Origin of the sequence: Escherichia fergusonii ATCC 35469, assembly GCF_000026225.1 — a bacterium.
Taxonomy (GTDB): domain Bacteria; phylum Pseudomonadota; class Gammaproteobacteria; order Enterobacterales; family Enterobacteriaceae; genus Escherichia; species Escherichia fergusonii.
Map to the genome: position 1 here is coordinate 265,162 of NC_011740.1, position 20,240 is coordinate 285,401.

Sequence of the window (20,240 nt, forward strand, 5' to 3'; positions counted from 1 at the left end):
TACACACGCCAGGACGGCAAAATAGATCCCAAATCGGAATAGTCTGGATTTGGAAGGCTCACATTATCACCAAAAGAGTTTTACGCAAGCCTGTCGGCGCTGGGTTTACAAATTTAGCACAAGGGCAGTTTTCAATAGTCCGAAAAGCGCATGTATCACTTATTTCCTAAGATTATGAAACCTCGTAAGTAATATGCAAATAAGCAATTAATAATCCCGTTTACTCCCCCAACCTTTTAAAATTCTCTCCTTCATTCAGCTGGTTTATGTCCTTCATGTCTTCATTCTTTCACGGCAGATTTCTCCATCCAGGCGTGTTTTCGTTATGCGTTTTGCTCCCTTTACTCGCCAGCGCTACCACATCACCTATCTCTCTCAGTTACGCCGCCCGCCAGCGGATGCAAAACCGTGCCAGACTGCTAAAACAGTACCAGGTGCATCTAAAAAAACAGGCGAGCTACATTGTGGAAGGCAATGCCGAAAGCAGAAGGGCGCTGCGCCAGCACAACCGGGAGCAGGTAAAACAGCATCCAGAATGGTTTCCTGCACCGCTCAAGGCGAGTGACAGACGCTGGCAGGTGCTGGCAGAAAACAACCACTTTTTAAGCAGCGACCATCTGCATAACATCACCGAAGTAGCGATTCACCGTCTGGAGCAGCAGCTTGGCAAGCCTTACGTCTGGGGCGGCACGCGGCCTGATCAAGGCTTCGACTGTAGCGGGTTGGTTTTTTATGCCTACAACAAGATCCTCGAGGCGAAGCTCCCGCGTACGGCCAATGAGATGTATCACTACCATCGGGCAACGATTGTGGCGAACAACGACCTGCGCCGGGGAGATTTGCTGTTTTTCCATATTCACAGCCGTGAGATTGCCGATCATATAGGCGTGTATTTGGGAGACGGTCAGTTTATCGAGTCGCCGCGAACGGGGGAAACCATTCGGGTAAGCCGGTTAGCTGAACCTTTCTGGCAGGATCATTTTTTGGGGGCTAGACGGATTTTGACTGAAGAAACGATCCTGTAGCCAGCAGAGCGTGTGTGACACTCGAAGCGCCGGATATCATTCATATCCGGCACCAAACCGGACTAGCCCAAATCCGCCATTAACACTTTGGAACGACGCTGATAGTTGTACATCAACTTTTTGCTTTCTGGCAGCAAATCAATATCCACAGGTGTAAACCCGCGTTCCTGAAACCAGTGAATACTACGGGTAGTAAGGACAAATAGTTTGCTTAATCCTATCTGTTTGGCCTGTGCAGCAATTCGTTCAAGTAAGACTTCACCGCGAGCTGAACTGCGGTAATCCGGGTGTACCGCCACACATGCCATTTCGCCTATCTTCTCTTCCGGGAATGGATAGAGCGCGGCACAGGCAATAGTCGTGTTATCACGCTGAATAATAGTAAATTTATCGATCTCCATTTCCAGTTGTTCGCGCGAGCGACGTACCAGAATTCCCTGTTGTTCCAGCGGGCGAATCAACTCCAAAATACCGCCAATATCATTAATAGTGGCGCGGCGGATTTGTTCTGCGCTTTCCATAACAATCTGCGTACCAATACCGTCACGGGAGAACAGTTCTTGTAGTAGTGCGCCATCTTCTTGATAGCTAATTAAATGGCAACGCCGCACGCCACTGCGGCAGGCCTTCACCGCACCGCGTAAAAAGCGTACGGTGCCTGAGTTATAATCGCCAGCCGTTTCCTGTGCTTCTACACGCGCCTGAGCTTCGTTAGGAAAGAGTTCAGATACAATATCGCCATCGTCATTAGTCACGCCCTGAGATGAGCAGAAACCGATCATTTTCTCTGCTTTCAGTTTAATGGCGAGTTGGGTCGCAATTTCTTCCGAGGTCAGGTTAAAACTTTCGCCAGTGACAGAAACGGCCACAGGTCCGAGCAACACGATTGCACCACTGTCCAGTTGGCGGTGGATCGCTTCTTCATCAATACGGCGAATACGTCCGCTATGACAATAATCCACACCATCATCAACGCCCAGTGGCTGCGCAATGATGAAATTACCGCTGACCACATTAATATGTGCGCCCTGTAACGGCGTGTTATTTAGACTCATCGACAGGCGAGCGGTGATATCCAATTGTAATGTGCCAGCAGCCTGTTTAACCAGTTCCAGCGTTTTGGCATCTGTTACGCGGATATTCTTGTGATAAAGCGGCTCATGTTGATGCGCTGCAAGGTTGGCATCGATTTGTGGTCGGGCTCCATAAACTACAACCAGACGAATTCCGAGGCTATGTAATAAGCCAATATCATTGACAATACTGGAGAAGTTCTCATGCTCAATGGCTTCGCCGCCGAGCATAATGACAAACGTCTTTCCCCGATGGGTGTTGATATAGGGAACAGAATGACGGAACCCCTGAACAAGTTCGGTACTACGCTCCTTTACCACGGCTCGCCCTCTTTGCATGAATATTCGAAATTATTGTATTTTTATTCTGTTTTTCTCCACCATGCAAGCGCAAATTTTGCCCGGTCTGCAGTTTTTTATCAGTAATTTCGTGAATATAAAAAGAATGTTTACTGTTTAATAGATGACAGATTATGCGCTATTCGCTAAAGTTTCCGGTCAATTTGGTCGTTTTGTGTATCTTTACCGTTTAGATTTTTGCTCGGGAGTAGCATGTCAGGAACCAATTCAGCAATCAGCCGTCGTCGCTTATTACAAGGGGCGGGAGCTATGTGGCTATTGAGCGTAAGTCAGGTGGGACTGGCAGCGGTCAGTCAGGTTGTCGCTGTACGTGTCTGGCCTGCATCGAGTTATACGCGTGTCACAGTAGAATCGAGTCGCCTGCTGAAATACAAACAATTTGCGTTGAGTAATCCTGAACGTGTGGTGGTTGATCTCGAAGGCGTAAATCTTAACTCCGTGCTGAAAGGTGTGGCGGCGCAAATACGAACTGATGATCCTTTCATAAAATCAGCACGGGTAGGGCAGTTTGATCCACAAACTGTGCGAATGGTTTTTGAACTCAAGCAAAATGTAAAACCACAGATTTTCGCTTTGGCTCCGGTTGCCGGGTTTAAAGAGCGTCTGGTGATGGATCTTTACCCAGCCAATGCCCAGGACATGCAGGATCCGCTGCTGGCATTGTTAGAAGATTACAACAAAGGCGATCTCGAAAAGCAGGTGCCGCCAGCACAAAGTGGTCCACAACCGGGTAAAGCAGGTCGCGATCGCCCGATAGTCATCATGCTTGACCCTGGCCACGGCGGCGAAGACTCCGGTGCGGTGGGGAAATACAAAACACGCGAAAAAGACGTGGTATTGCAAATAGCTCGCCGCCTGCGCTCTCTGATCGAGAAAGAGGGCAACATGAAGGTGTACATGACGCGCAATGAAGACATCTTCATTCCGTTGCAGGTACGTGTGGCTAAAGCGCAGAAACAGCGTGCCGACCTGTTTGTCTCTATCCATGCTGACGCTTTTACCAGTCGCCAACCGAGCGGTTCCTCGGTATTTGCGCTTTCGACTAAAGGGGCGACCAGTACCGCTGCAAAATATCTGGCACAAACGCAGAACGCCTCGGACTTGATTGGCGGTGTGAGCAAGAGTGGCGACCGCTATGTTGACCACACCATGTTCGATATGGTGCAGTCACTGACCATTGCCGACAGCCTGAAGTTTGGTAAGGCTGTATTGAATAAGCTGGGTAAAATCAACAAACTGCATAAAAATCAGGTTGAACAGGCCGGGTTTGCTGTACTAAAAGCGCCAGATATTCCATCCATTTTGGTGGAAACGGCGTTTATCAGTAACGTTGAGGAAGAACGAAAGTTGAAAACCGCAACTTTCCAGCAGGAGATTGCTGAATCTATTCTTGCAGGGATCAAAGCTTACTTTGCCGATGGTGCGACGCTGGCGAGAAGGGGATGATAAAAAAGCGCTGAATGGCGCTTTTTTTATCGAGAGCAGAAACAAAAAAACACCCAACAGGGTGCTTTAGTAATTGGTTGCGGGGGCCGGATTTGAACCGACGACCTTCGGGTTATGAGCCCGACGAGCTACCAGGCTGCTCCACCCCGCGTCACCGTACTACTTTACTTCATTAAATTTTGATTGGTTGCGGGGGCCGGATTTGAACCGACGACCTTCGGGTTATGAGCCCGACGAGCTACCAGGCTGCTCCACCCCGCGTCACCGTACTGCTTTACTTCATCAAATTTTAATTGGTTGCGGGGGCCGGATTTGAACCGACGACCTTCGGGTTATGAGCCCGACGAGCTACCAGGCTGCTCCACCCCGCGTCCGTGGATGCGCACTATACTCCGCTCGCATTTTCATGCAACCTTTTTTTTACCCGGATCACGGATTTGGCATGATTTTGAGCAAAAACAAATCACTAAAGTCTATTTTTTGTGCAAAATTTGCGTCAGGGAGAGGCTGCTCATTTCATTAAACGCGGCGGTTTGTTATCTTCATTGCGCCTTATTTTTTAAACTGAAGAAGAGAACAATGAAAGGACGTTGGGTAAAGTACCTTCTTATGGGCACGGTTGTGGCAATGCTTGCCGCCTGCTCTTCCAAACCAACCGATCGCGGACAGCAATATAAAGACGGGAAATTTACCCAGCCTTTCTCTCTGGTAAACCAGCCAGATGCCGTTGGCGCGCCAATTAACGCCGGTGATTTTGCCGAGCAAATTAACCATATCCGTACTTCGTCACCGCGTCTGTATGGCAACCAGAGTAATGTTTATAATGCGGTGCAGGAGTGGCTACGCGCAGGCGGTGATACCCGCAATATGCGTCAGTTCGGCATTGACGCCTGGCAGATGGAAGGTGCCGACAACTATGGCAACGTGCAGTTTACGGGCTATTACACGCCTGTCATTCAGGCGCGCCATACCCGTCAGGGCGAGTTCCAGTATCCTATTTACCGTATGCCGCCAAAGCGTGGTCGTCTGCCGTCTCGTGCTGAGATCTACGCGGGAGCGTTGAGCGATAAATACATCCTCGCTTACAGCAACTCTCTGATGGATAACTTCATTATGGATGTGCAGGGTAGCGGGTATATCGACTTTGGTGATGGCAGTCCGCTTAACTTTTTCAGCTATGCAGGGAAAAACGGTCATGCCTATCGCAGCATCGGTAAGGTGCTGATTGACCGTGGCGAAGTGAAAAAAGAAGATATGTCGATGCAGGCGATTCGTCACTGGGGTGAAACACACAGTGAAGCCGAGGTTCGCGAGCTGCTTGAGCAGAATCCTTCATTTGTTTTCTTTAAACCGCAGTCTTTTGCACCAGTGAAAGGAGCAAGTGCAGTTCCGCTGGTTGGCCGCGCTTCAGTTGCCTCTGATCGTTCCATTATCCCGCCTGGTACAACCTTACTGGCAGAAGTGCCGCTGCTGGATAATAACGGCAAATTTAACGGTCAGTACGAACTGCGGCTGATGGTGGCGCTGGATGTCGGTGGTGCAATCAAAGGCCAACACTTCGATATTTATCAAGGTATCGGGCCGGAAGCCGGACACCGCGCAGGTTGGTACAACCACTATGGACGGGTTTGGGTGCTGAAAACCGCCCCGGGTGCAGGTAACGTCTTTAGCGGCTGATGTGATATTCTGTATACCGTTTTGACGGATATGACAGGGTGAGGGATAACCTCACCCTTTTTAATTCTGAGGTGCTATGTCTGTGGTAATTAGTGATGCCTGGCGTCAGCGTTTTGGTGGCACAGCGCGTCTGTATGGTGAAAAAGCGTTGCAACTGTTTGCTGATGCACATATTTGTGTGGTCGGTATTGGCGGTGTCGGCTCCTGGGCGGCGGAAGCGCTGGCGCGTACGGGGATTGGCGCAATCACGCTTATCGATATGGATGATGTGTGCGTCACCAATACCAATCGGCAAATTCACGCGCTGCGAGATAACGTCGGGCTGGCCAAAGCGGAAGTAATGGCGGAGCGTATTCGCCAGATTAACCCGGAGTGCCGTGTAACGGTGGTGGATGACTTCGTGACGCCGGATAACGTAGCGCAATATATGAGTGCCGGTTATTCGTACGTGATTGATGCCATTGATAGTGTGCGACCCAAAGCGGCGCTGATTGCTCATTGTCGGCGCAACAAAATCCCTCTGGTCACGACTGGTGGTGCTGGTGGGCAGATTGATCCGACGCAGATTCAGGTTACCGATCTGGCTAAAACGATTCAGGACCCGCTGGCGGCGAAGTTGCGCGAGCGCCTGAAAAGCGATTTTGGCGTAGTGAAAAACAGCAAAGGTAAGCTCGGCGTGGATTGCGTGTTCTCTACCGAAGCGCTGGTGTACCCGCAGTCAGACGGTACGGTGTGCGCGATGAAAGCCACGGCAGAAGGGCCGAAGCGGATGGATTGTGCATCTGGATTTGGGGCGGCGACGATGGTGACCGCCACCTTTGGTTTTGTTGCGGTTTCTCATGCGCTGAAGAAGATGATGGTGAAAGCGGCGCGTCAGGGGTAAACAATCAGGTCGGATGCGACGTGAACGTCTTATCCGACCTGGTTTTGTGCTTAACCCTGCTTCGCCGCCGCGATAATCGCCTCACTTAACGCATTCAACCCCTGGCTGCGTGAGGCGCTAAGCTGCCCACGCAATCCCAGCTCATCAAACAATGCCAGCGGCGACTGTGCCTGCAATTCGGCGGCGGTTTTCCCCTCAACGGCAGTCAACAACACTGCCAGCAGGCCGCGCACAATGCGTCCTTCGCTGTCGCCAAAGAAATGCATCGTGCCGTTTTCAGCCACGGTATACCCCAGCCAGACGCGGTTTTCGCATCCGGCAATCTCTTTAGCCTGCGCTTTTAACTCGTCTGGCAAAGCCGGAAGCTGTTTCCCCAACATAATTAGCTGACGATATTTGTCTTCCCATTGAGTCAACGGCGCGAAAGTATCGTGTAACGTCTCTACGGTAACGGTTGTGCCGAACGGATGTCCGGCGAATTGCGGGTTCGTCATTAATCCACCAATAATTCCAGCGCACGGTCAACGGCATTCACCAGCGCATCTACATCACTCTTTGTATTATATGGCGCAAAAGAGGCGCGCAGTGTGCCGGTTACACCTAATTCTGCCAATAGCGGCTGAGCGCAATGCTGCCCGGCCCGCAGGGCAATGCCGTACTCCGCCAGCAGCGTCACCATATCGCTGTGATGAACGCCAGCAAAATCAAAGGCCAGCAGGCTGGAATCCTGGCAGCGGAATGAACGAAAGCCTGGACGTTTCGTCAGCGCATCTTCCGCCAGCGTTGCTAAGCTACGGCTCCAGCTTTCGGCCTGGTTGATATCGTAATCTGCCAGCCATTCCAGCGCCGCACTTAACCCAATTACGCCAGCCACATTTGGCGTTCCGGCTTCCAGTTTCCACGGCACGGATTGAGGGGTGAAGCTGTCAAAACTCACTTCGTGAATCATTTTACCGCCACCCAGCCAGGGTGACATCGCTTCCAGCAGTTCTGGTTTGCCATACAGCACGCCGATACCTGTCGGGCCATACAGTTTGTGACCTGAAAAAGCATAGAAATCAATATCCAGTTGCTGAACATCTGCGGGGAAATGTACTGCTCCTTGGGCACCATCAACCATCACTATCACCCCTGCGGCGTGGGCAAAAGTGATTGCTCGCGCCAGATCCGGGCAACCGCCAGTGACATTCGACATTTGCCCCAGAGCAAGAATCCGGCTACGAGGTGTGATCAGCTCCGGCAACAAATCGACATCCGGCAACCATTGCGCATTAAGCGGCAATTTCACCACTTTGGCTCCGGTTTGTTGGGCGACCATCAGCCAGGGGACGAGGTTGGCGTGGTGCTCTGCCACACTGACAATAATTTCATCGCCCGGTTGCAGACGCGGACGGGCATAGCATTGCGCCACCATGTTGATGGATTCAGTGGTGCCGCGCGTCCAGACGATAGTTTTATCATCCGGTGCATTCAGTAATTGCGCTACTTTCTCCCGTGCAGCTTCATAACGCGCGGTCAGGCGTTGGGCTTCGGCAAACTGACTGCGATGGACGTTTCCGGCGCTCAGGCTGTAAAACTGTTGGGTGGCTTCAACCACGGCTTCAGGTTTAAGCGCGGTCGCGGCGCTGTCGAGATAGACGCCCGCATCCTGTAGCGCGGGAAATTGCGCACGAAATTGCGCGGGATTAAATGCGTTCATGATGTACCTCAGTTAATCGGCCGATCGTGGCGTAAAAATGCAGCCGACACAAGGGGGGCATAACCATCGGAATAATCTTGATATCCTGGCGAAACCGGAGATGTGTCATAAGCTAATTAATGTTAGGTAAATATTTCTGTCTGTTACTTTGTTCATTATTTAGCATAAAACGCTGTAAGGAGAATAAGATGAAAAAGACTGCCGCAATTATTTCCGCTTGTATGCTGACTTTTGCCCTGAGCGCCTGTTCCGGTTCGAACTATGTGATGCACACCAATGACGGACGTACCATCGTCTCTGACGGCAAACCACAGACTGATAACGATACTGGTATGATTTCGTATAAAGACGCTAATGGCAACAAACAGCAGATTAACCGTACCGACGTGAAAGAGATGGTCGAACTGGATCAGTAATTCGCGATCGCAAGGTAAAAAAAAGCACCGCAATAAGGCGGTGCTACATTAATCACTATGGACAGACAGGGTAAATGTACAGGAAGTGAAAAAGGGTAGCTATGCTACCGTGGTCTGAATCGCAGACCAATTGCAAACACAACAACACAACATCACAACCGTAAGCCAAAAGTTCACCAGAACACGCATTCCGATAAAACTTTTCGTTCCGGCTCAGGAAGTGCCGCCACTATAGGTATTTGCTGGTAGAAGCTCAACGGACAATTTATAATGGCTCAGATTAAAAAAACTAATAGGTTACGTAGTGTAGCCTGATTGTTAAATCTTTTTAACATCAAAGTCTAAAAGCCATGTCAAAACGTTTACCACCCCTCAATGCTCTGCGTGTTTTTGATGCTGCAGCACGACATTTAAGCTTCACGCGAGCAGCTGATGAGCTTTTTGTGACGCAGGCCGCAGTAAGCCACCAAATCAAGTCTCTTGAGGATTTCCTGGGGTTAAAACTGTTCCGTCGCCGTAACCGTTCTCTACTTTTAACGGAAGAAGGACAAAGTTACTATCTCGATATCAAAGAGATATTTTCGCAGCTAACGGAAGCAACACGTAAACTTCAGGCGCGAAGTGCGAAAGGGGCGTTAACGGTCAGTTTATTACCCAGTTTCGCCATTCAATGGTTGGTTCCTCGTCTCTCCAGCTTTAATACAGCTTATCCGGGAATTGATGTCAGAATTCAGGCGGTGGACCGTCAGGAAGATAAACTGGCGGATGATGTTGATGTGGCAATTTTTTATGGCCGGGGCAACTGGCCAGGTTTACGTGTTGAAAAACTCTACGCAGAATATCTCCTTCCGGTATGTTCACCTCTGCTTTTGACCGGAGACAAGCCGTTAAAAACGCCTGAAGATCTCGCTAAACACACCTTATTGCATGATGCCTCTCGCCGTGACTGGCAAACTTACATTCGGCAGTTGGGGTTAAATCATATTAATGTGCAACAGGGGCCGATTTTCAGCCATAGTGCGATGGTGTTGCAGGCAGCGATTCACGGACAGGGCGTGGCACTGGCGAACAATGTTATGGCGCAGTCGGAGATTGAGGCCGGGCGACTTGTTTGCCCATTTAACGATGTTCTGGTCAGTAAGAACGCATTTTATCTGGTTTGTCATGACAGCCAGGCAGAACTCGGTAAAATAGCGGCTTTCCGCCAGTGGATTCTGGAAAAAGCGGCGAGTGAACAAGAGAAATTCCGCTTTCGTTACGAACAATAACTTACGTAGGGTACTAGCATGACCAGCCGTTTTATGCTGATTTTTGCCGCCATCAGCGGTTTCATTTTTGTTGCTCTGGGGGCTTTTGGCGCTCATGTCCTGAGCAAAACCCTGGGTGTGGTTGAAATGGGTTGGATCCAGACCGGCCTTGAGTATCAGGCGTTTCATACTCTGGCGATCTTAGGTCTGGCGGTGGCGATGCAACGTCGGATAAGCATCTGGTTCTACTGGAGCAGTGTATTTCTGGCGTTAGGTACGGTGCTGTTTAGCGGCAGCCTTTATTGCCTGGCGCTCTCTCATTTGCGCCTGTGGGCGTATGTTACTCCTGTCGGTGGCGTTAGCTTTCTGGCAGGTTGGGTTCTCATGTTAATTGGCGCTATCCGTTTGAAGCGTAAGGGCGTAAGTCATGAATAAGGTTGTATTGTTGTGTCGCCCAGGCTTCGAAAAAGAGTGTGCCGCAGAAATCACGGACAAAGCAGGGCGACAAGAGATTTTCGGTTTTGCTCGTGTGAAAGAGAATGCGGGTTATGTCATTTATGAATGTTATCAAGCTGAAGATGGCGATAAATTAATTCGTGAATTGCCATTCAGCTCGTTGATCTTTGCCCGTCAGTGGTTTGTGGTGGGCGAGTTGCTTCAGCATTTACCACCAGAAGATCGCATTACCCCTATAGTCGGCATGTTGCAGGGTGTGGTGGAGAAAGGCGGTGAGTTGCGTGTTGAAGTTGCCGATACCAACGAAAGCAAAGAACTGCTCAAATTCTGTCGTAAATTCACGGTGCCATTACGTGCAGCATTGCGTGATGCAGGTGTCCTTGCGAACTATGAAACGCCGAAGCGTCCGGTGGTGCATGTGTTCTTTATTGCACCAGGTTGCTGCTATACCGGTTATTCTTACAGCAATAATAATTCACCGTTCTATATGGGCATTCCGCGTCTGAAGTTCCCGGCAGATGCACCAAGCCGTTCCACGCTCAAACTGGAAGAGGCATTTCATGTATTTATTCCGGCAGATGAGTGGGATGAACGTCTGGCAAACGGAATGTGGGCAGTGGATCTGGGGGCTTGCCCTGGCGGTTGGACTTACCAGTTAGTGAAGCGCAACATGTGGGTATATTCCGTTGATAACGGCCCGATGGCGCAAAGTTTGATGGATACCGGCCAGGTCACATGGCTACGGGAAGATGGTTTTAAATTCCGTCCGACGCGTAACAACATTTCCTGGATGGTGTGCGATATGGTTGAGAAACCTGCAAAAGTAGCTGCACTGATGGCGCAATGGCTGGTTAATGGCTGGTGCCGTGAAACCATCTTCAACCTTAAACTGCCAATGAAAAAACGCTACGAAGAAGTGTCACATAATCTGGCGTACATTCAGGCTCAGCTTGATGAACATGGCATTAATGCCCAGATTCAGGCGCGACAGTTGTATCACGATCGCGAAGAAGTGACGGTGCATGTCCGTCGTATATGGGCTGCTGTTGGTGGTCGTCGCGACGAACGCTAATCTCTGACTACCTGTGCCGGAAGCTGTTACTGTCTGCTTCCGGCATTGGTTTATCAGCGTTTAAGTCTTAGCTGTTGTAAATTGCCATCAATATGCACATCAGTTTGTAAACGGGCGATATCGCGGCACAGAAACGCCATCTCTTTATGCATTTCTAATTTTTTGCGCCACTTTTCGGCTACCGCGTCGAGATTCTCATATATCCCTTCCAGACTTTGAAACTCGACCAGCAATTGCGTGGCGCTTTTTGGCCCGATCCCCGCAACGCCTGGCACTTTTGAGCTGCTGATCCCCGCCAGCCCCCAATAATCGGGTAACTGTTGCGGTTGAACGCCAAATTCTTTATCGATAAACGGCGCATCCAACCAGCGTTTTTGAAAATAATCACGAATACGCAGAGTCGGTGAAAGCAGTTGGCAGTAGCCTTTATCAGTTGAAACTATGGTCGCCTGATGCCCGGCTTGAGTGACTTTTACTGCCAATGTGGCAGCCAGGTCGTCAGCTTCGTTGCCAGTGGCAGACCAACACGGTACGCCTCGTTGTTCAAAGGCGGCACGTAACGTGGGCATTTCGTTGTGCAACTCATCCGGCATCGGCGGTCGACCCGCTTTATAGTCTGGCAGGCGCTGATGACGCCAGCCACTGTTACGGTTTTCATCATCAAAAACGGCAACCACGTGAGTCGGCTGACTATGCATAATAAGCTGATCAAGGGCATGCTGGCAGGTCTCCACGCAGGGTGAACCCTGCACGGCATGAATGCGACGGATAAGATTCAGTGCATCGACAATAAGCAAATGAACAGCCACGATAACCCCCTTAAAGATCAGGCGATAAGGGTAACATTCGATGCCGGAACAGGCTATGGCTGGTTGAGAAAACAGGAAGAGGCCTCGCAAAACGAGGCCTCTGGAGAGCGATTAATCGCAGGCAACGATCTTCATTGCCAGGCCACCACGAGAGGTTTCGCGGTACTTGGCATTCATGTCTTTCCCTGTTTCGTACATGGTCTCGATAACTTTATCGAGGCAGACGCGCGGCTCGCTGGTACGGCGCAGCGCCATACGTGCAGCATTCACCGCTTTCACTGCCGCAATGGCGTTACGCTCGATGCATGGCACCTGGACCTGTCCGGCGACCGGGTCACACGTCAGACCGAGGTTATGCTCCATGGCGATTTCCGCCGCGATGCACACCTGCGCCGGGCTTGCGCCTAACAGTTCTGCCAGACCAGCAGCCGCCATAGAGCACGCCACGCCAACTTCACCCTGGCAACCCACTTCTGCACCAGAAATCGAGGCGTTCATTTTATAAAGAGAGCCAATGGCGCTGGCAACCAGCAGGTAACGAGCCAGTGAGTTAGCGTTCACTTCGCGGATAAACTTGTCGTAGTACGCCAGCACGGCCGGGATAATCCCGCACGCACCGTTAGTCGGCGCAGTCACCACGCGACCGCCCGCAGCGTTCTCTTCATTCACTGCCAGTGCGAACATGTTGATCCAATCAACAACCGCCATCGGGTCAGTGGTGGTTTTATCCTGGCTGACCAGCATCCGGCGTAGTGCCGCAGCACGGCGTGGAACGCGCAGTTTGCCAGGCAACACGCCTTCGGTGGAAATACCGCGCTCAATACCGCCACGCATGACTTCCCAGACATTCGCCAGGTGCTGTTCCAGCTCTTCTTTGCTGTGCAGCGCCAGCTCGTTTTTCATCATCAGGCCAGAGAGTGACAGCCCGGTTTCCTGACAATGTTTTTGCAGATCGGCTGCTGAACTGTACGGATAAGGAACTTCAACCGGTGCGCTATCCTGCTGGCCAAAATGTTCTTCATCAACGATAAAACCACCGCCGATAGAGTAGTAAGTCTGGCTGTAAACGACTTTATCGCCCGCCAGCGCGGTAATGCGCATACCGTTTTCATGTAGAGAAAGGTTGTCGGCATGGAAGTTCATGCACTGATCAACCGGGAACTCCACTTCGTGCTGACCGTTTGCCAGCATCAGGCGACCATGAGTATTCACATCCTGAATAAAACCAGGGATGGAATCGATATCCACGGTATCCGGCAGGTTACCCGCCAGGCCCATAATAATGGCGATATCAGTGTGGTGGCCTTTACCGGTCAGAGAGAGCGAGCCGTACACGTCAACCACCACGCGGGTCACGTCTTTAAGCAGGTTACGGGCAATCAGATCGTCGGTAAATTGTTTACCCGCTTTCATTGGTCCAACGGTATGAGAACTGGAAGGGCCAATGCCGATTTTGAAAATATCGAATACGCTAATCATAGGAAATACATCGCGTTAAAACGGAGGAAGCGCCGCCCGAAAGCGGCGCGAAAGAACTTAGCTGAACAGAGAGTAGAAGATTGCGGAGATTGCAATCAGACCCATCACGACAACGAATACGTTGCTGATGTGACCGCTGTACTTACGCATTGCCGGTACTTTCTGGATTGCGTACATCGGCATCAGGAACAGGATCATCGCGATGATTGGGCCGCCCAGGGTTTCAATCATACCCAGGATGCTCGGGTTCAGGGTGGCAACAATCCAGGTCGTTACCAGCATGAACAGCGCAGTGATACGGTTCAGCTTGTTGATTTCGATAGACTTACCTTTACCACGCAGAGATTTAATCACCATACCGTTGAAGCCTTCACGTGCGCCCAGGTAGTGGCCGAGGAAGGATTTGGTGATAGCGATAATCGCGATAATCGGAGCCATCCACGCGATGATCGGTGCGTTAAAGTGGTTAGCCAGGTAAGACAGAATCGAGATGTTCTGCTCTTTAGCCGCAGCCAGGTCTGCCGGAGACAGGCTCAGTACGCAGCTGAAAACGAAGAACATTACAGTCAGCACCATCATGATGTGTGCGAATGCCAGGATCTTCGAGCATTTCTTTTCTGCCATATCGCCGTACTCTTCACGCTTCGCAACGGCGAAAGAAGAGATGATCGGAGAGTGGTTGAACGAGAACACCATTACCGGAATCGCCAGCCACAGGGTCATCCACAGACCGTTTCCGGTTGCAGATGCAGTGTCCAGAGACAGAGTTTCCAGTGCTGCGCCGTTCCACTGCGGGATCAGGTACAGAGCCAGCAGCATCAGGACGCCAACAAACGGGAATACCAGAATACTCATCGCCTTAACGATCATCTGCTCACCGAAGCGAACGATGGTCATCATACCCACGATCAGGATCAGCGACAGAATCGCACGCGGCGGCGGCGTCATGCTCAGCTGGTGGGTCATGAAGCTTTCGACAGTGTTGGTGATTGCCACACTGTAAACCAGCAGGATCGGGTAGATAGCAAAGAAGTACAGCAGAGTAATTAGTTTACCAGCGCCAATACCAAAGTGTTCTTCTACCACCTCGGTGATGTCTTCGCCTGGGTTTTTACCAGACAGCACGAAGCGGGTCAGGCCACGGTGCGCGAAAAACGTCATCGGGAACGCGAGAATAGCCATGATGATCAGCGGGATCATACCGCCAACACCGGCGTTGATTGGCAGGAATAGTACACCAGCACCGATCGCTGTGCCGTACAGGCCCAGCATCCACATGGTGTCAGTTTTGCGCCATGCACTACGTGAGTCTTTCGACACAATCGTGCTGGTTTGAGTCGTTTCCATCAATTTCTCCTGGAGAATGCAAAAAATCAGGTTTTTGGTCAGGCCGACCGTGAAAGGGGCATAACCGTAAAATGAAATCTGTCTGTGGACGACGGGAGTAATCATTTTCCGCCGTAATAATTTGAGGGCGGAAAGATACACACAAGTTATGTTTCTATCAGTGATCTCGATCTCAAATACAATAATCCACTTGTAAGATGGATATTCTCAAATCATTACTCTGTAAATTAAAAGTAAAAGAGAATTTAAGGGCGATAATCACAGGTTTGACAACATATGACCACTTCTCAGGCGCGCATGATATGTAGGTTAATCTGAGAATTTCAACACTTTTAGCCAATAATTGTGCTTTATTTTATTTGTCAGAGATAAAATATGGTCTTCTGAAAAAGGAAAACGTTTGCCTTGCAATATAAATTGTCTGACATATTCAAATTAATGATATAAAAATGAGCGAAACAGTGGAAACATTCAGATAACAAATGAAACGGATTGATAATTAAACAGCTGAATGGGAAAGCCCGACAACGAAGGTTGCCGGGTGGAGGGGATTAAGTGCGGATTTCGTAACAGGGAATATAAGCAGAACCGGGTAACTTCATACGATGTTGGGCAACAAAGCCCTGCAGCAGATCATCCATACGACGCATAATTTCCTTATCGCCGTTGATTTTATAAGGACCGAACTCTTCAATAGCGCGGATGCCAACTTCTTTCACGTTACCCGCCACAATACCGGAGAATGCACGACGTAGATCGGCAGCCAGCACTTCGACAGGTTGATCGGGATAAAGCTTCAGATTAGCCATATTCTCGTGAGTCGGCTCAAACGGCATTTGCAGATCTGGTGTGATGCGCATAGACCAGTTAAAGCTGTAGGCATCGCCTGTATCACGGCGATTTTCTTTCACCAGCGGCATCGATTTTTTCATCTGCCGGGCAACTTCGGCGGCATCATCAATGATAATGCGATAATGGCGGCGCGCACTTTCCCCCAGCGTATGGACAACAAATTCATCCAGTACGCGGAAGTAATCGGCGCTCTCTTTCGGCCCGGTGAGGATCAGCGGTAAAACCTGATCTTTGTTGGCCGGATTCATCAAAATCCCCAGCAGATACAGCAGCTCCTCCGCCGTACCTACACCACCAGGGAAGATGATGATGCCGTGGGCGATACGGACAAACGCTTCCAGCCGTTTTTCGATATCCGGCATGATGATCAATTCGTTGACTAGCGGGTTAGGTGGTTCTGCAGCAATGATCGATGGCTCTGTCATACCAATAAAACGGCTGTCTTTGTAACGCTGCTGGGCATGACCCACTGCCGCGCCTTTCATTGGCGCTTCCATCGCTCCCGGACCACAGCCGGTACAGATATTCAGCTCACGCAGACCAAGTTGATTGCCGACGCGACGCGCATACAGATATTCAGTTTCATTAATTGAGTGACCACCCCAGCACACCACCATATTTGGCGCTTCACCCACGTGCAGCGCACGGGCGTTACGCAATATAGAAAACACGAGGTTGGTGATATGAACAGAATTATCGAGATTCAGGTTCGGAAAGCGGACAGTGTTATGGATTTGCCCATAGACAAACAGTATATCGCGCAGCACCGCAAACAGGTTGGCCTGTAGTGAGCGGATAATCCGGCCATCAACGAAAGCATCTTCCGGTGGATTAATCAGTTCCAGTTTTACGCCGCGTTCACGGCGAAGAACGTTTATATCGAAGTTTTCAAAACGAGACAGCAGCTCTTTACTGTTGTCAGTTAAACTGCCGGAGTTGAGTACGGCGAGAGAACAGTTACGAAACAGTTGATAGAGGTCGCTGCTGGCGGTGCGTTTAAGCATATCCACTTCCAGCTGCGACAACATATCCATGGAGCCAAGCGGGCTAATATGTGTAATCAAGAAAAACTCCTTATGGGACGAGTGTCGTCATTCCCTGCTGATTACAATAGCCCTGCCTTATGACATTTAACAACCTTGCGCGCGGAATCTGCCACGCAAAAATGATAAATAAAGTTTACTGACGAACCAGACGCCCGGTAGAGGGCTGGAAATTGCAGTTGCTGCGCCATGGGTTAATATCCAGACCGCCGCGCCTCGTATAACGGGCATAGACGCTAAGTTCTTCTGGCTGGCATAAGCGCAATATATCGCTGAAAATACGCTCAACGCACTGTTCATGGAACTCGTTATGGTGGCGGAAAGAGACCAGATAACGCAGCAGTTTCTCGCGATCAATCTTACGACCACGATACTGAATTTGAATAGATCCCCAGTCAGGCTGGTGGGTTATAAGGCAGTTTGATTTCAGCAGATGGCTGACCAGCGTCTCTTCGACCACTTTTTCACCGCTGGTGGCATTTTGCAGATAATCAGCATTGAAATCATAGTGATCAATTTCGATATCCTGATTATCAATGCAGGTGCCATGCAGGTGAGCAATGGGTTGCCCTTCCAGTTCATCAAGTTGATAGAGGGCAACACTGACTTCCCCCTGGGCGCAGGCACGTAGATCACGCTCCAGCGTCTGACGAACATCCTCCCAACTGTCAAAGCGCGTCTGGTTAAAGCTGTTGAGATACAACTTAAAGCTTTTCGACTCAATAAGATTGACGCTAGTGTAATCCAGTTCTACATGCCCGACCGCAACTTGTGGCAGACCTTTCGCATTCAGCCATGACAATTCATATAACGTCCAGATATCTGCGCCATGAAAAGGCAGATTATCTGCGGTCAATCCCAGCGGATCGCGATTCAGACTGCGTGGCACACCCTGCAACAGGCTGGCGTCATAAGTATCCCGGTAATCAGTTGATTTCCCGAGAGTCAGGCTGTGAAGCGCCTGATGGTTTTCATAAGAAGACATGTTTCACCGTGATAAACCAGTTACACTAAGCGACAAGTGTATCCTGGCTTATGTGAAGAGAGAAATTAGTGGACGAATTGACCGCGCAAGCCCTACGAGATTTTACGACCCGTTACTGCGATGCATGGCATGAAAAACACCATAGTTGGCCGCTTAGCGAAGAACTTTATGGTGTTCCGTCACCATGCATTATTTCGACAACCAGCGACGCAGTGTACTGGCAACCACAGCCATTCGTGGGTGAGCAAAATCTTGCCGCCGTTGAGCGCGCTTTTGATATTGTTCTGCAACCGGCAATCCAGACGTTTTACACGACTCAGTTTGCCGGGGATATGCATGCGCAGTTTGCTGAACATACTCTGACATTGCTGCAAACCTGGAGTGAGGATGATTTCAGACGTGTGCAGGAAAATCTTATCGGCCATCTGGTAACACAGAAACGTCTTAAGCTTTCTCCTACGCTATTTATCGCGACGCTGGAGAATGAACTCGACGTGATTTCCCTGTGTAATCTAAGTGGAGAAGTGTGTAAAGAGACTCTCGGAACACGTAATCGTCAGGTTCTTGCGCCATCTCTTGCGGAATTCCTTAAGCAGCTTAATCCTCTCCTGTAATCCACAATACCCAGAACGTTGTAGGAGATCTCTTACACACCTTGTAGGAGATCTGCAGCAAATAACTGAAGGGGTAATAACAATTCGGCAGTTAAATGCATTTAAATCATATAGATAGCTAGCGAAGGACTACTTTCATATGAAAATAACTTTAAGACAATACTTATAGGCTGGTTGTAAGACGAGGCAAAAAAGCCGATTCTATCTTCGTCGACAAGGAGTCGCACAGTGAAGTGAACGTCAGGAAGATGGCGCTTCAAAAGGACACACCAGGACGGTGCTACAAGGAAGACTTCAGGACGAAGTATAAAGGAAAACGCAGGATGCGTTAAGGGACACCTCCAGGACGGAGAACGAGAGCTGAACAGGATGGTCAGTGGGTCAGGAAGGCCAGGATGCTTCAGGATGAAGTAATCACACCGGGGTGGTGTGTGCAGGATGCGCGAGTTCAGGACGAACAACAGGTCGCAAGACCACAGGAAAAGTTGTCACGGATGAGCAGGGAGCAACAAATGTAGCTGGAATGCTGCAAAACGAATCGGGAGCACTGTTTATACAGTGCTCCCTTTTTTTATTTCCTCGTGGCAGATGCTATCCTTCGCAGCAGATTTCTTCCCTTGAGGTTTTCATGATGACGCATGAACAAGTGCGCCAGCAGTTGCTCGTCCTGGAGTCGCTGCTGCGTGAACATCAATTCTGGCAAACTGAGGCACCGCAAGCCTATCAGTTTACCAGCACGCAACCGTTCTTTATGGACACGATGGAACCGCTGGAGTGGCTCCAGTGGGTTTTAATCCCACGTATGCACGCTTTGCTGGATAGTCATCAGCCTTTACCTGATGCGTTTGCTGTGGCGCCATACTATGAAATGGCGCTGGAAAACGATCATCCTCAGCGGGAGCTGTTACTGGCAGAGCTGCAAAAGCTCGATGCCTTATTTGCGGATGATGCCAACTGATGCTGGAAATACTCTACCAGGATGAATGGCTGGTTGCGGTAAATAAACCTTCCGGCTGGCTGGTTCATCGCAGCTGGCTGGATCGCGACGAGAAAGTGGTGGTCATGCAAACCGTTCGTGACCAGATAGGTCAGCATGTTTTTACTGCTCATCGTCTGGACCGTCCAACTTCTGGAGTATTGTTGATGGGATTATCCAGCGAGGCCGGGCGGCTGTTAGCGCAACAGTTTGAACAGCACCAAATCCAGAAACGTTACCATGCGATTGTGCGTGGCTGGCTGATGGAAGAAGCAGTGCTGGATTATCCGCTGGTGGAAGAGCTGGATAAAATCGCCGATAAGTATGCCCGTGAAGATAAAGGCCCACAGCCAGCAGTGACGCAGTATCGCGGTCTGGCGACGGTTGAAATGCCAGTAGCGACCGGACGTTACCCGACCACGCGCTACGGCCTGGTGGAGCTGGAGCCGAAAACCGGACGCAAACATCAGCTTCGCCGACATCTTGCCCATTTGCGTCATCCGATAATTGGTGACAGCAAACATGGCGATTTACGCCAGAATCGCAGCGGTGCTGAACATTTTGGCCTCCAGCGCTTAATGCTACATGCCAGTCAGTTGTCATTGACGCATCCTTTTACTGGCGAGCTGTTGACGATTCATGCCGGGCTGGACGATATCTGGATGCAGGCATTATCACAATTTGGCTGGCGCGGTCTGCTTCCTGAAAATGAAAGGGTTGAGTTCAGTGGGCCAGCAGTCCAGGATGAAGAGATAAGTTCTTAATCCAGGGAGATAATCCA

Annotated in this window: 19 protein-coding genes and 3 tRNA genes; 11 read left to right on the forward strand and 11 right to left on the reverse strand. The window is 50.1% G+C overall.

Features of this window, described 5'->3' with window-relative positions:
- Window positions 1-275 precede the first annotated feature (275 nt).
- The gene (locus EFER_RS01465; RefSeq protein WP_065757557.1) at window positions 276-1,025 is read left to right on the forward strand and encodes a C40 family peptidase; all 750 of its coding nucleotides are present in this window, start codon (window positions 276-278) and stop codon (window positions 1,023-1,025) included.
- A 62-nt stretch (window positions 1,026-1,087) separates the two neighbouring features.
- Here the strand turns inward: EFER_RS01465 and argA are convergent, their stop codons facing one another.
- Window positions 1,088-2,419, reverse strand: coding sequence for an amino-acid N-acetyltransferase (argA, locus tag EFER_RS01470; RefSeq protein WP_000238002.1), 1,332 nt, complete (start codon window positions 2,417-2,419; stop codon window positions 1,088-1,090).
- 231 nt (window positions 2,420-2,650) lie between these two features.
- Between argA and amiC the strand changes: the two genes are divergently transcribed.
- Window positions 2,651-3,904 (forward strand): N-acetylmuramoyl-L-alanine amidase AmiC, encoded by a 1,254-nt coding sequence (gene amiC / locus EFER_RS01475; RefSeq protein ID WP_000017146.1) that lies wholly within the window; start codon window positions 2,651-2,653, stop codon window positions 3,902-3,904.
- Window positions 3,905-3,978: 74 nt separating this feature from the next.
- Here the strand turns inward: amiC and EFER_RS01480 are convergent.
- From EFER_RS01480 to EFER_RS01490, 3 genes are all read right to left on the reverse strand, one after another.
- Window positions 3,979-4,055 (reverse strand) — tRNA-Met (locus EFER_RS01480).
- A gap of 33 nt (window positions 4,056-4,088) precedes the next feature.
- A tRNA-Met gene (locus EFER_RS01485) sits at window positions 4,089-4,165 on the reverse strand.
- Window positions 4,166-4,198: 33 nt separating this feature from the next.
- Window positions 4,199-4,275, reverse strand: a tRNA-Met gene (locus tag EFER_RS01490).
- 208 nt (window positions 4,276-4,483) lie between these two features.
- Between EFER_RS01490 and mltA the strand changes: the two genes are divergently transcribed.
- Both mltA and tcdA read left to right on the forward strand, forming a co-directional pair.
- On the forward strand, window positions 4,484-5,581 hold the full coding sequence (gene mltA, locus EFER_RS01495) for a murein transglycosylase A (RefSeq protein ID WP_000678652.1): 1,098 nt from the start codon (window positions 4,484-4,486) through the stop codon (window positions 5,579-5,581).
- Window positions 5,582-5,657: 76 nt separating this feature from the next.
- Window positions 5,658-6,464: a tRNA cyclic N6-threonylcarbamoyladenosine(37) synthase TcdA gene (gene tcdA, locus EFER_RS01500; RefSeq protein ID WP_000117720.1), complete on the forward strand. Its 807-nt coding sequence runs from the start codon at window positions 5,658-5,660 to the stop codon at window positions 6,462-6,464.
- A 50-nt stretch (window positions 6,465-6,514) separates the two neighbouring features.
- Here the strand turns inward: tcdA and csdE are convergent, their stop codons facing one another.
- Both csdE and csdA read right to left on the reverse strand, forming a co-directional pair.
- Window positions 6,515-6,958, reverse strand: a complete 444-nt coding sequence (csdE, locus tag EFER_RS01505; protein WP_000184286.1) for a cysteine desulfurase sulfur acceptor subunit CsdE — start codon at window positions 6,956-6,958, stop codon at window positions 6,515-6,517.
- Entirely contained in the window at window positions 6,958-8,163 is a 1,206-nt protein-coding gene (gene csdA / locus EFER_RS01510; protein WP_000991048.1) for a cysteine desulfurase CsdA, read from the reverse strand. Before csdA ends, csdE begins: the two co-directional genes overlap by 1 nt.
- Window positions 8,164-8,351: 188 nt before the next feature.
- Here csdA and EFER_RS01515 point away from each other — a divergent pair, with 188 nt between their 5' ends.
- The 4 genes from EFER_RS01515 to rlmM all read left to right on the forward strand — a co-directional run bounded on the left by EFER_RS01515 (window position 8,352) and on the right by rlmM (window position 11,354).
- Window positions 8,352-8,579: a YgdI/YgdR family lipoprotein gene (locus tag EFER_RS01515; RefSeq protein WP_000750398.1), complete on the forward strand. Its 228-nt coding sequence runs from the start codon at window positions 8,352-8,354 to the stop codon at window positions 8,577-8,579.
- A gap of 350 nt (window positions 8,580-8,929) precedes the next feature.
- On the forward strand, window positions 8,930-9,847 hold the full coding sequence (gene gcvA / locus EFER_RS01520; protein WP_000044392.1) for a glycine cleavage system transcriptional regulator GcvA: 918 nt from the start codon (window positions 8,930-8,932) through the stop codon (window positions 9,845-9,847).
- Window positions 9,848-9,865: 18 nt separating this feature from the next.
- A complete protein-coding gene (locus EFER_RS01525) occupies window positions 9,866-10,261 on the forward strand; it encodes a DUF423 domain-containing protein (protein WP_000203898.1) in 396 nt (131 codons plus the stop codon).
- Complete coding sequence (gene rlmM / locus EFER_RS01530; RefSeq protein WP_001045539.1) at window positions 10,254-11,354, forward strand: 23S rRNA (cytidine(2498)-2'-O)-methyltransferase RlmM; 1,101 nt, start codon at window positions 10,254-10,256, stop codon at window positions 11,352-11,354. The genes EFER_RS01525 and rlmM overlap by 8 nt, the downstream gene beginning before the upstream one ends.
- Before the next feature lie 53 nt (window positions 11,355-11,407).
- Here rlmM and xni read toward each other — a convergent pair whose 3' ends face one another.
- From xni to queF, 5 genes are all read right to left on the reverse strand, one after another.
- Window positions 11,408-12,163: a flap endonuclease Xni gene (xni, locus tag EFER_RS01535; protein WP_002431867.1), complete on the reverse strand. Its 756-nt coding sequence runs from the start codon at window positions 12,161-12,163 to the stop codon at window positions 11,408-11,410.
- A 111-nt stretch (window positions 12,164-12,274) separates the two neighbouring features.
- Window positions 12,275-13,642 carry an L-serine ammonia-lyase II gene (sdaB, locus tag EFER_RS01540; protein WP_000626404.1) on the reverse strand — a complete coding sequence of 456 codons (1,368 nt, stop codon included), beginning with the start codon at window positions 13,640-13,642 and terminating at the stop codon, window positions 12,275-12,277.
- Window positions 13,643-13,699: 57 nt separating this feature from the next.
- Window positions 13,700-14,989, reverse strand: coding sequence for an HAAAP family serine/threonine permease SdaC (sdaC, locus tag EFER_RS01545; RefSeq protein WP_000450488.1), 1,290 nt, complete (start codon window positions 14,987-14,989; stop codon window positions 13,700-13,702).
- Between the two features lie 551 nt (window positions 14,990-15,540).
- Window positions 15,541-16,905 carry a nucleotide 5'-monophosphate nucleosidase PpnN gene (gene ppnN / locus EFER_RS01550; RefSeq protein ID WP_000627981.1) on the reverse strand — a complete coding sequence of 455 codons (1,365 nt, stop codon included), beginning with the start codon at window positions 16,903-16,905 and terminating at the stop codon, window positions 15,541-15,543.
- A gap of 115 nt (window positions 16,906-17,020) precedes the next feature.
- The gene (gene queF, locus EFER_RS01555) at window positions 17,021-17,869 is read right to left on the reverse strand and encodes an NADPH-dependent 7-cyano-7-deazaguanine reductase QueF (protein WP_000100477.1); all 849 of its coding nucleotides are present in this window, start codon (window positions 17,867-17,869) and stop codon (window positions 17,021-17,023) included.
- Window positions 17,870-17,937: 68 nt separating this feature from the next.
- Here queF and syd point away from each other — a divergent pair, with 68 nt between their 5' ends.
- The 3 genes from syd (at window position 17,938) to truC (ending at window position 20,223) form a co-directional block, all read left to right on the forward strand.
- The gene (gene syd, locus EFER_RS01560) at window positions 17,938-18,483 is read left to right on the forward strand and encodes a SecY-interacting protein (RefSeq protein ID WP_000343994.1); all 546 of its coding nucleotides are present in this window, start codon (window positions 17,938-17,940) and stop codon (window positions 18,481-18,483) included.
- A 628-nt stretch (window positions 18,484-19,111) separates the two neighbouring features.
- The gene (locus tag EFER_RS01570) at window positions 19,112-19,441 is read left to right on the forward strand and encodes a YqcC family protein (protein WP_024256374.1); all 330 of its coding nucleotides are present in this window, start codon (window positions 19,112-19,114) and stop codon (window positions 19,439-19,441) included.
- On the forward strand, window positions 19,441-20,223 hold the full coding sequence (gene truC, locus EFER_RS01575) for a tRNA pseudouridine(65) synthase TruC (RefSeq protein ID WP_000890013.1): 783 nt from the start codon (window positions 19,441-19,443) through the stop codon (window positions 20,221-20,223). Before EFER_RS01570 ends, truC begins: the two co-directional genes overlap by 1 nt.
- The last annotated feature ends 17 nt before the right edge of the window (window positions 20,224-20,240 follow it).

What these genes read in the sequence shown, in the direction of transcription:
- csdE (WP_000184286.1), bottom strand. Translation starts at nt 6,958, where the DNA reads ATGACGAACCCGCAATTCGCCGGACATCCGTTCGGCACAACCGTTACC.
- rlmM (WP_001045539.1), top strand. Translation starts at nt 10,254, where the DNA reads ATGAATAAGGTTGTATTGTTGTGTCGCCCAGGCTTCGAAAAAGAGTGT.
- csdA (WP_000991048.1), bottom strand. Translation starts at nt 8,163, where the DNA reads ATGAACGCATTTAATCCCGCGCAATTTCGTGCGCAATTTCCCGCGCTA.
- mltA (WP_000678652.1), top strand. Translation starts at nt 4,484, where the DNA reads ATGAAAGGACGTTGGGTAAAGTACCTTCTTATGGGCACGGTTGTGGCA.
- EFER_RS01465 (WP_065757557.1), top strand. Translation starts at nt 276, where the DNA reads ATGTCTTCATTCTTTCACGGCAGATTTCTCCATCCAGGCGTGTTTTCG.
- truC (WP_000890013.1), top strand. Translation starts at nt 19,441, where the DNA reads ATGCTGGAAATACTCTACCAGGATGAATGGCTGGTTGCGGTAAATAAA.
- queF (WP_000100477.1), bottom strand. Translation starts at nt 17,869, where the DNA reads ATGTCTTCTTATGAAAACCATCAGGCGCTTCACAGCCTGACTCTCGGG.
- gcvA (WP_000044392.1), top strand. Translation starts at nt 8,930, where the DNA reads ATGTCAAAACGTTTACCACCCCTCAATGCTCTGCGTGTTTTTGATGCT.
- sdaB (WP_000626404.1), bottom strand. Translation starts at nt 13,642, where the DNA reads ATGATTAGCGTATTCGATATTTTCAAAATCGGCATTGGCCCTTCCAGT.
- EFER_RS01570 (WP_024256374.1), top strand. Translation starts at nt 19,112, where the DNA reads ATGATGACGCATGAACAAGTGCGCCAGCAGTTGCTCGTCCTGGAGTCG.
- EFER_RS01515 (WP_000750398.1), top strand. Translation starts at nt 8,352, where the DNA reads ATGAAAAAGACTGCCGCAATTATTTCCGCTTGTATGCTGACTTTTGCC.
- amiC (WP_000017146.1), top strand. Translation starts at nt 2,651, where the DNA reads ATGTCAGGAACCAATTCAGCAATCAGCCGTCGTCGCTTATTACAAGGG.
- tcdA (WP_000117720.1), top strand. Translation starts at nt 5,658, where the DNA reads ATGTCTGTGGTAATTAGTGATGCCTGGCGTCAGCGTTTTGGTGGCACA.
- sdaC (WP_000450488.1), bottom strand. Translation starts at nt 14,989, where the DNA reads ATGGAAACGACTCAAACCAGCACGATTGTGTCGAAAGACTCACGTAGT.
- EFER_RS01525 (WP_000203898.1), top strand. Translation starts at nt 9,866, where the DNA reads ATGACCAGCCGTTTTATGCTGATTTTTGCCGCCATCAGCGGTTTCATT.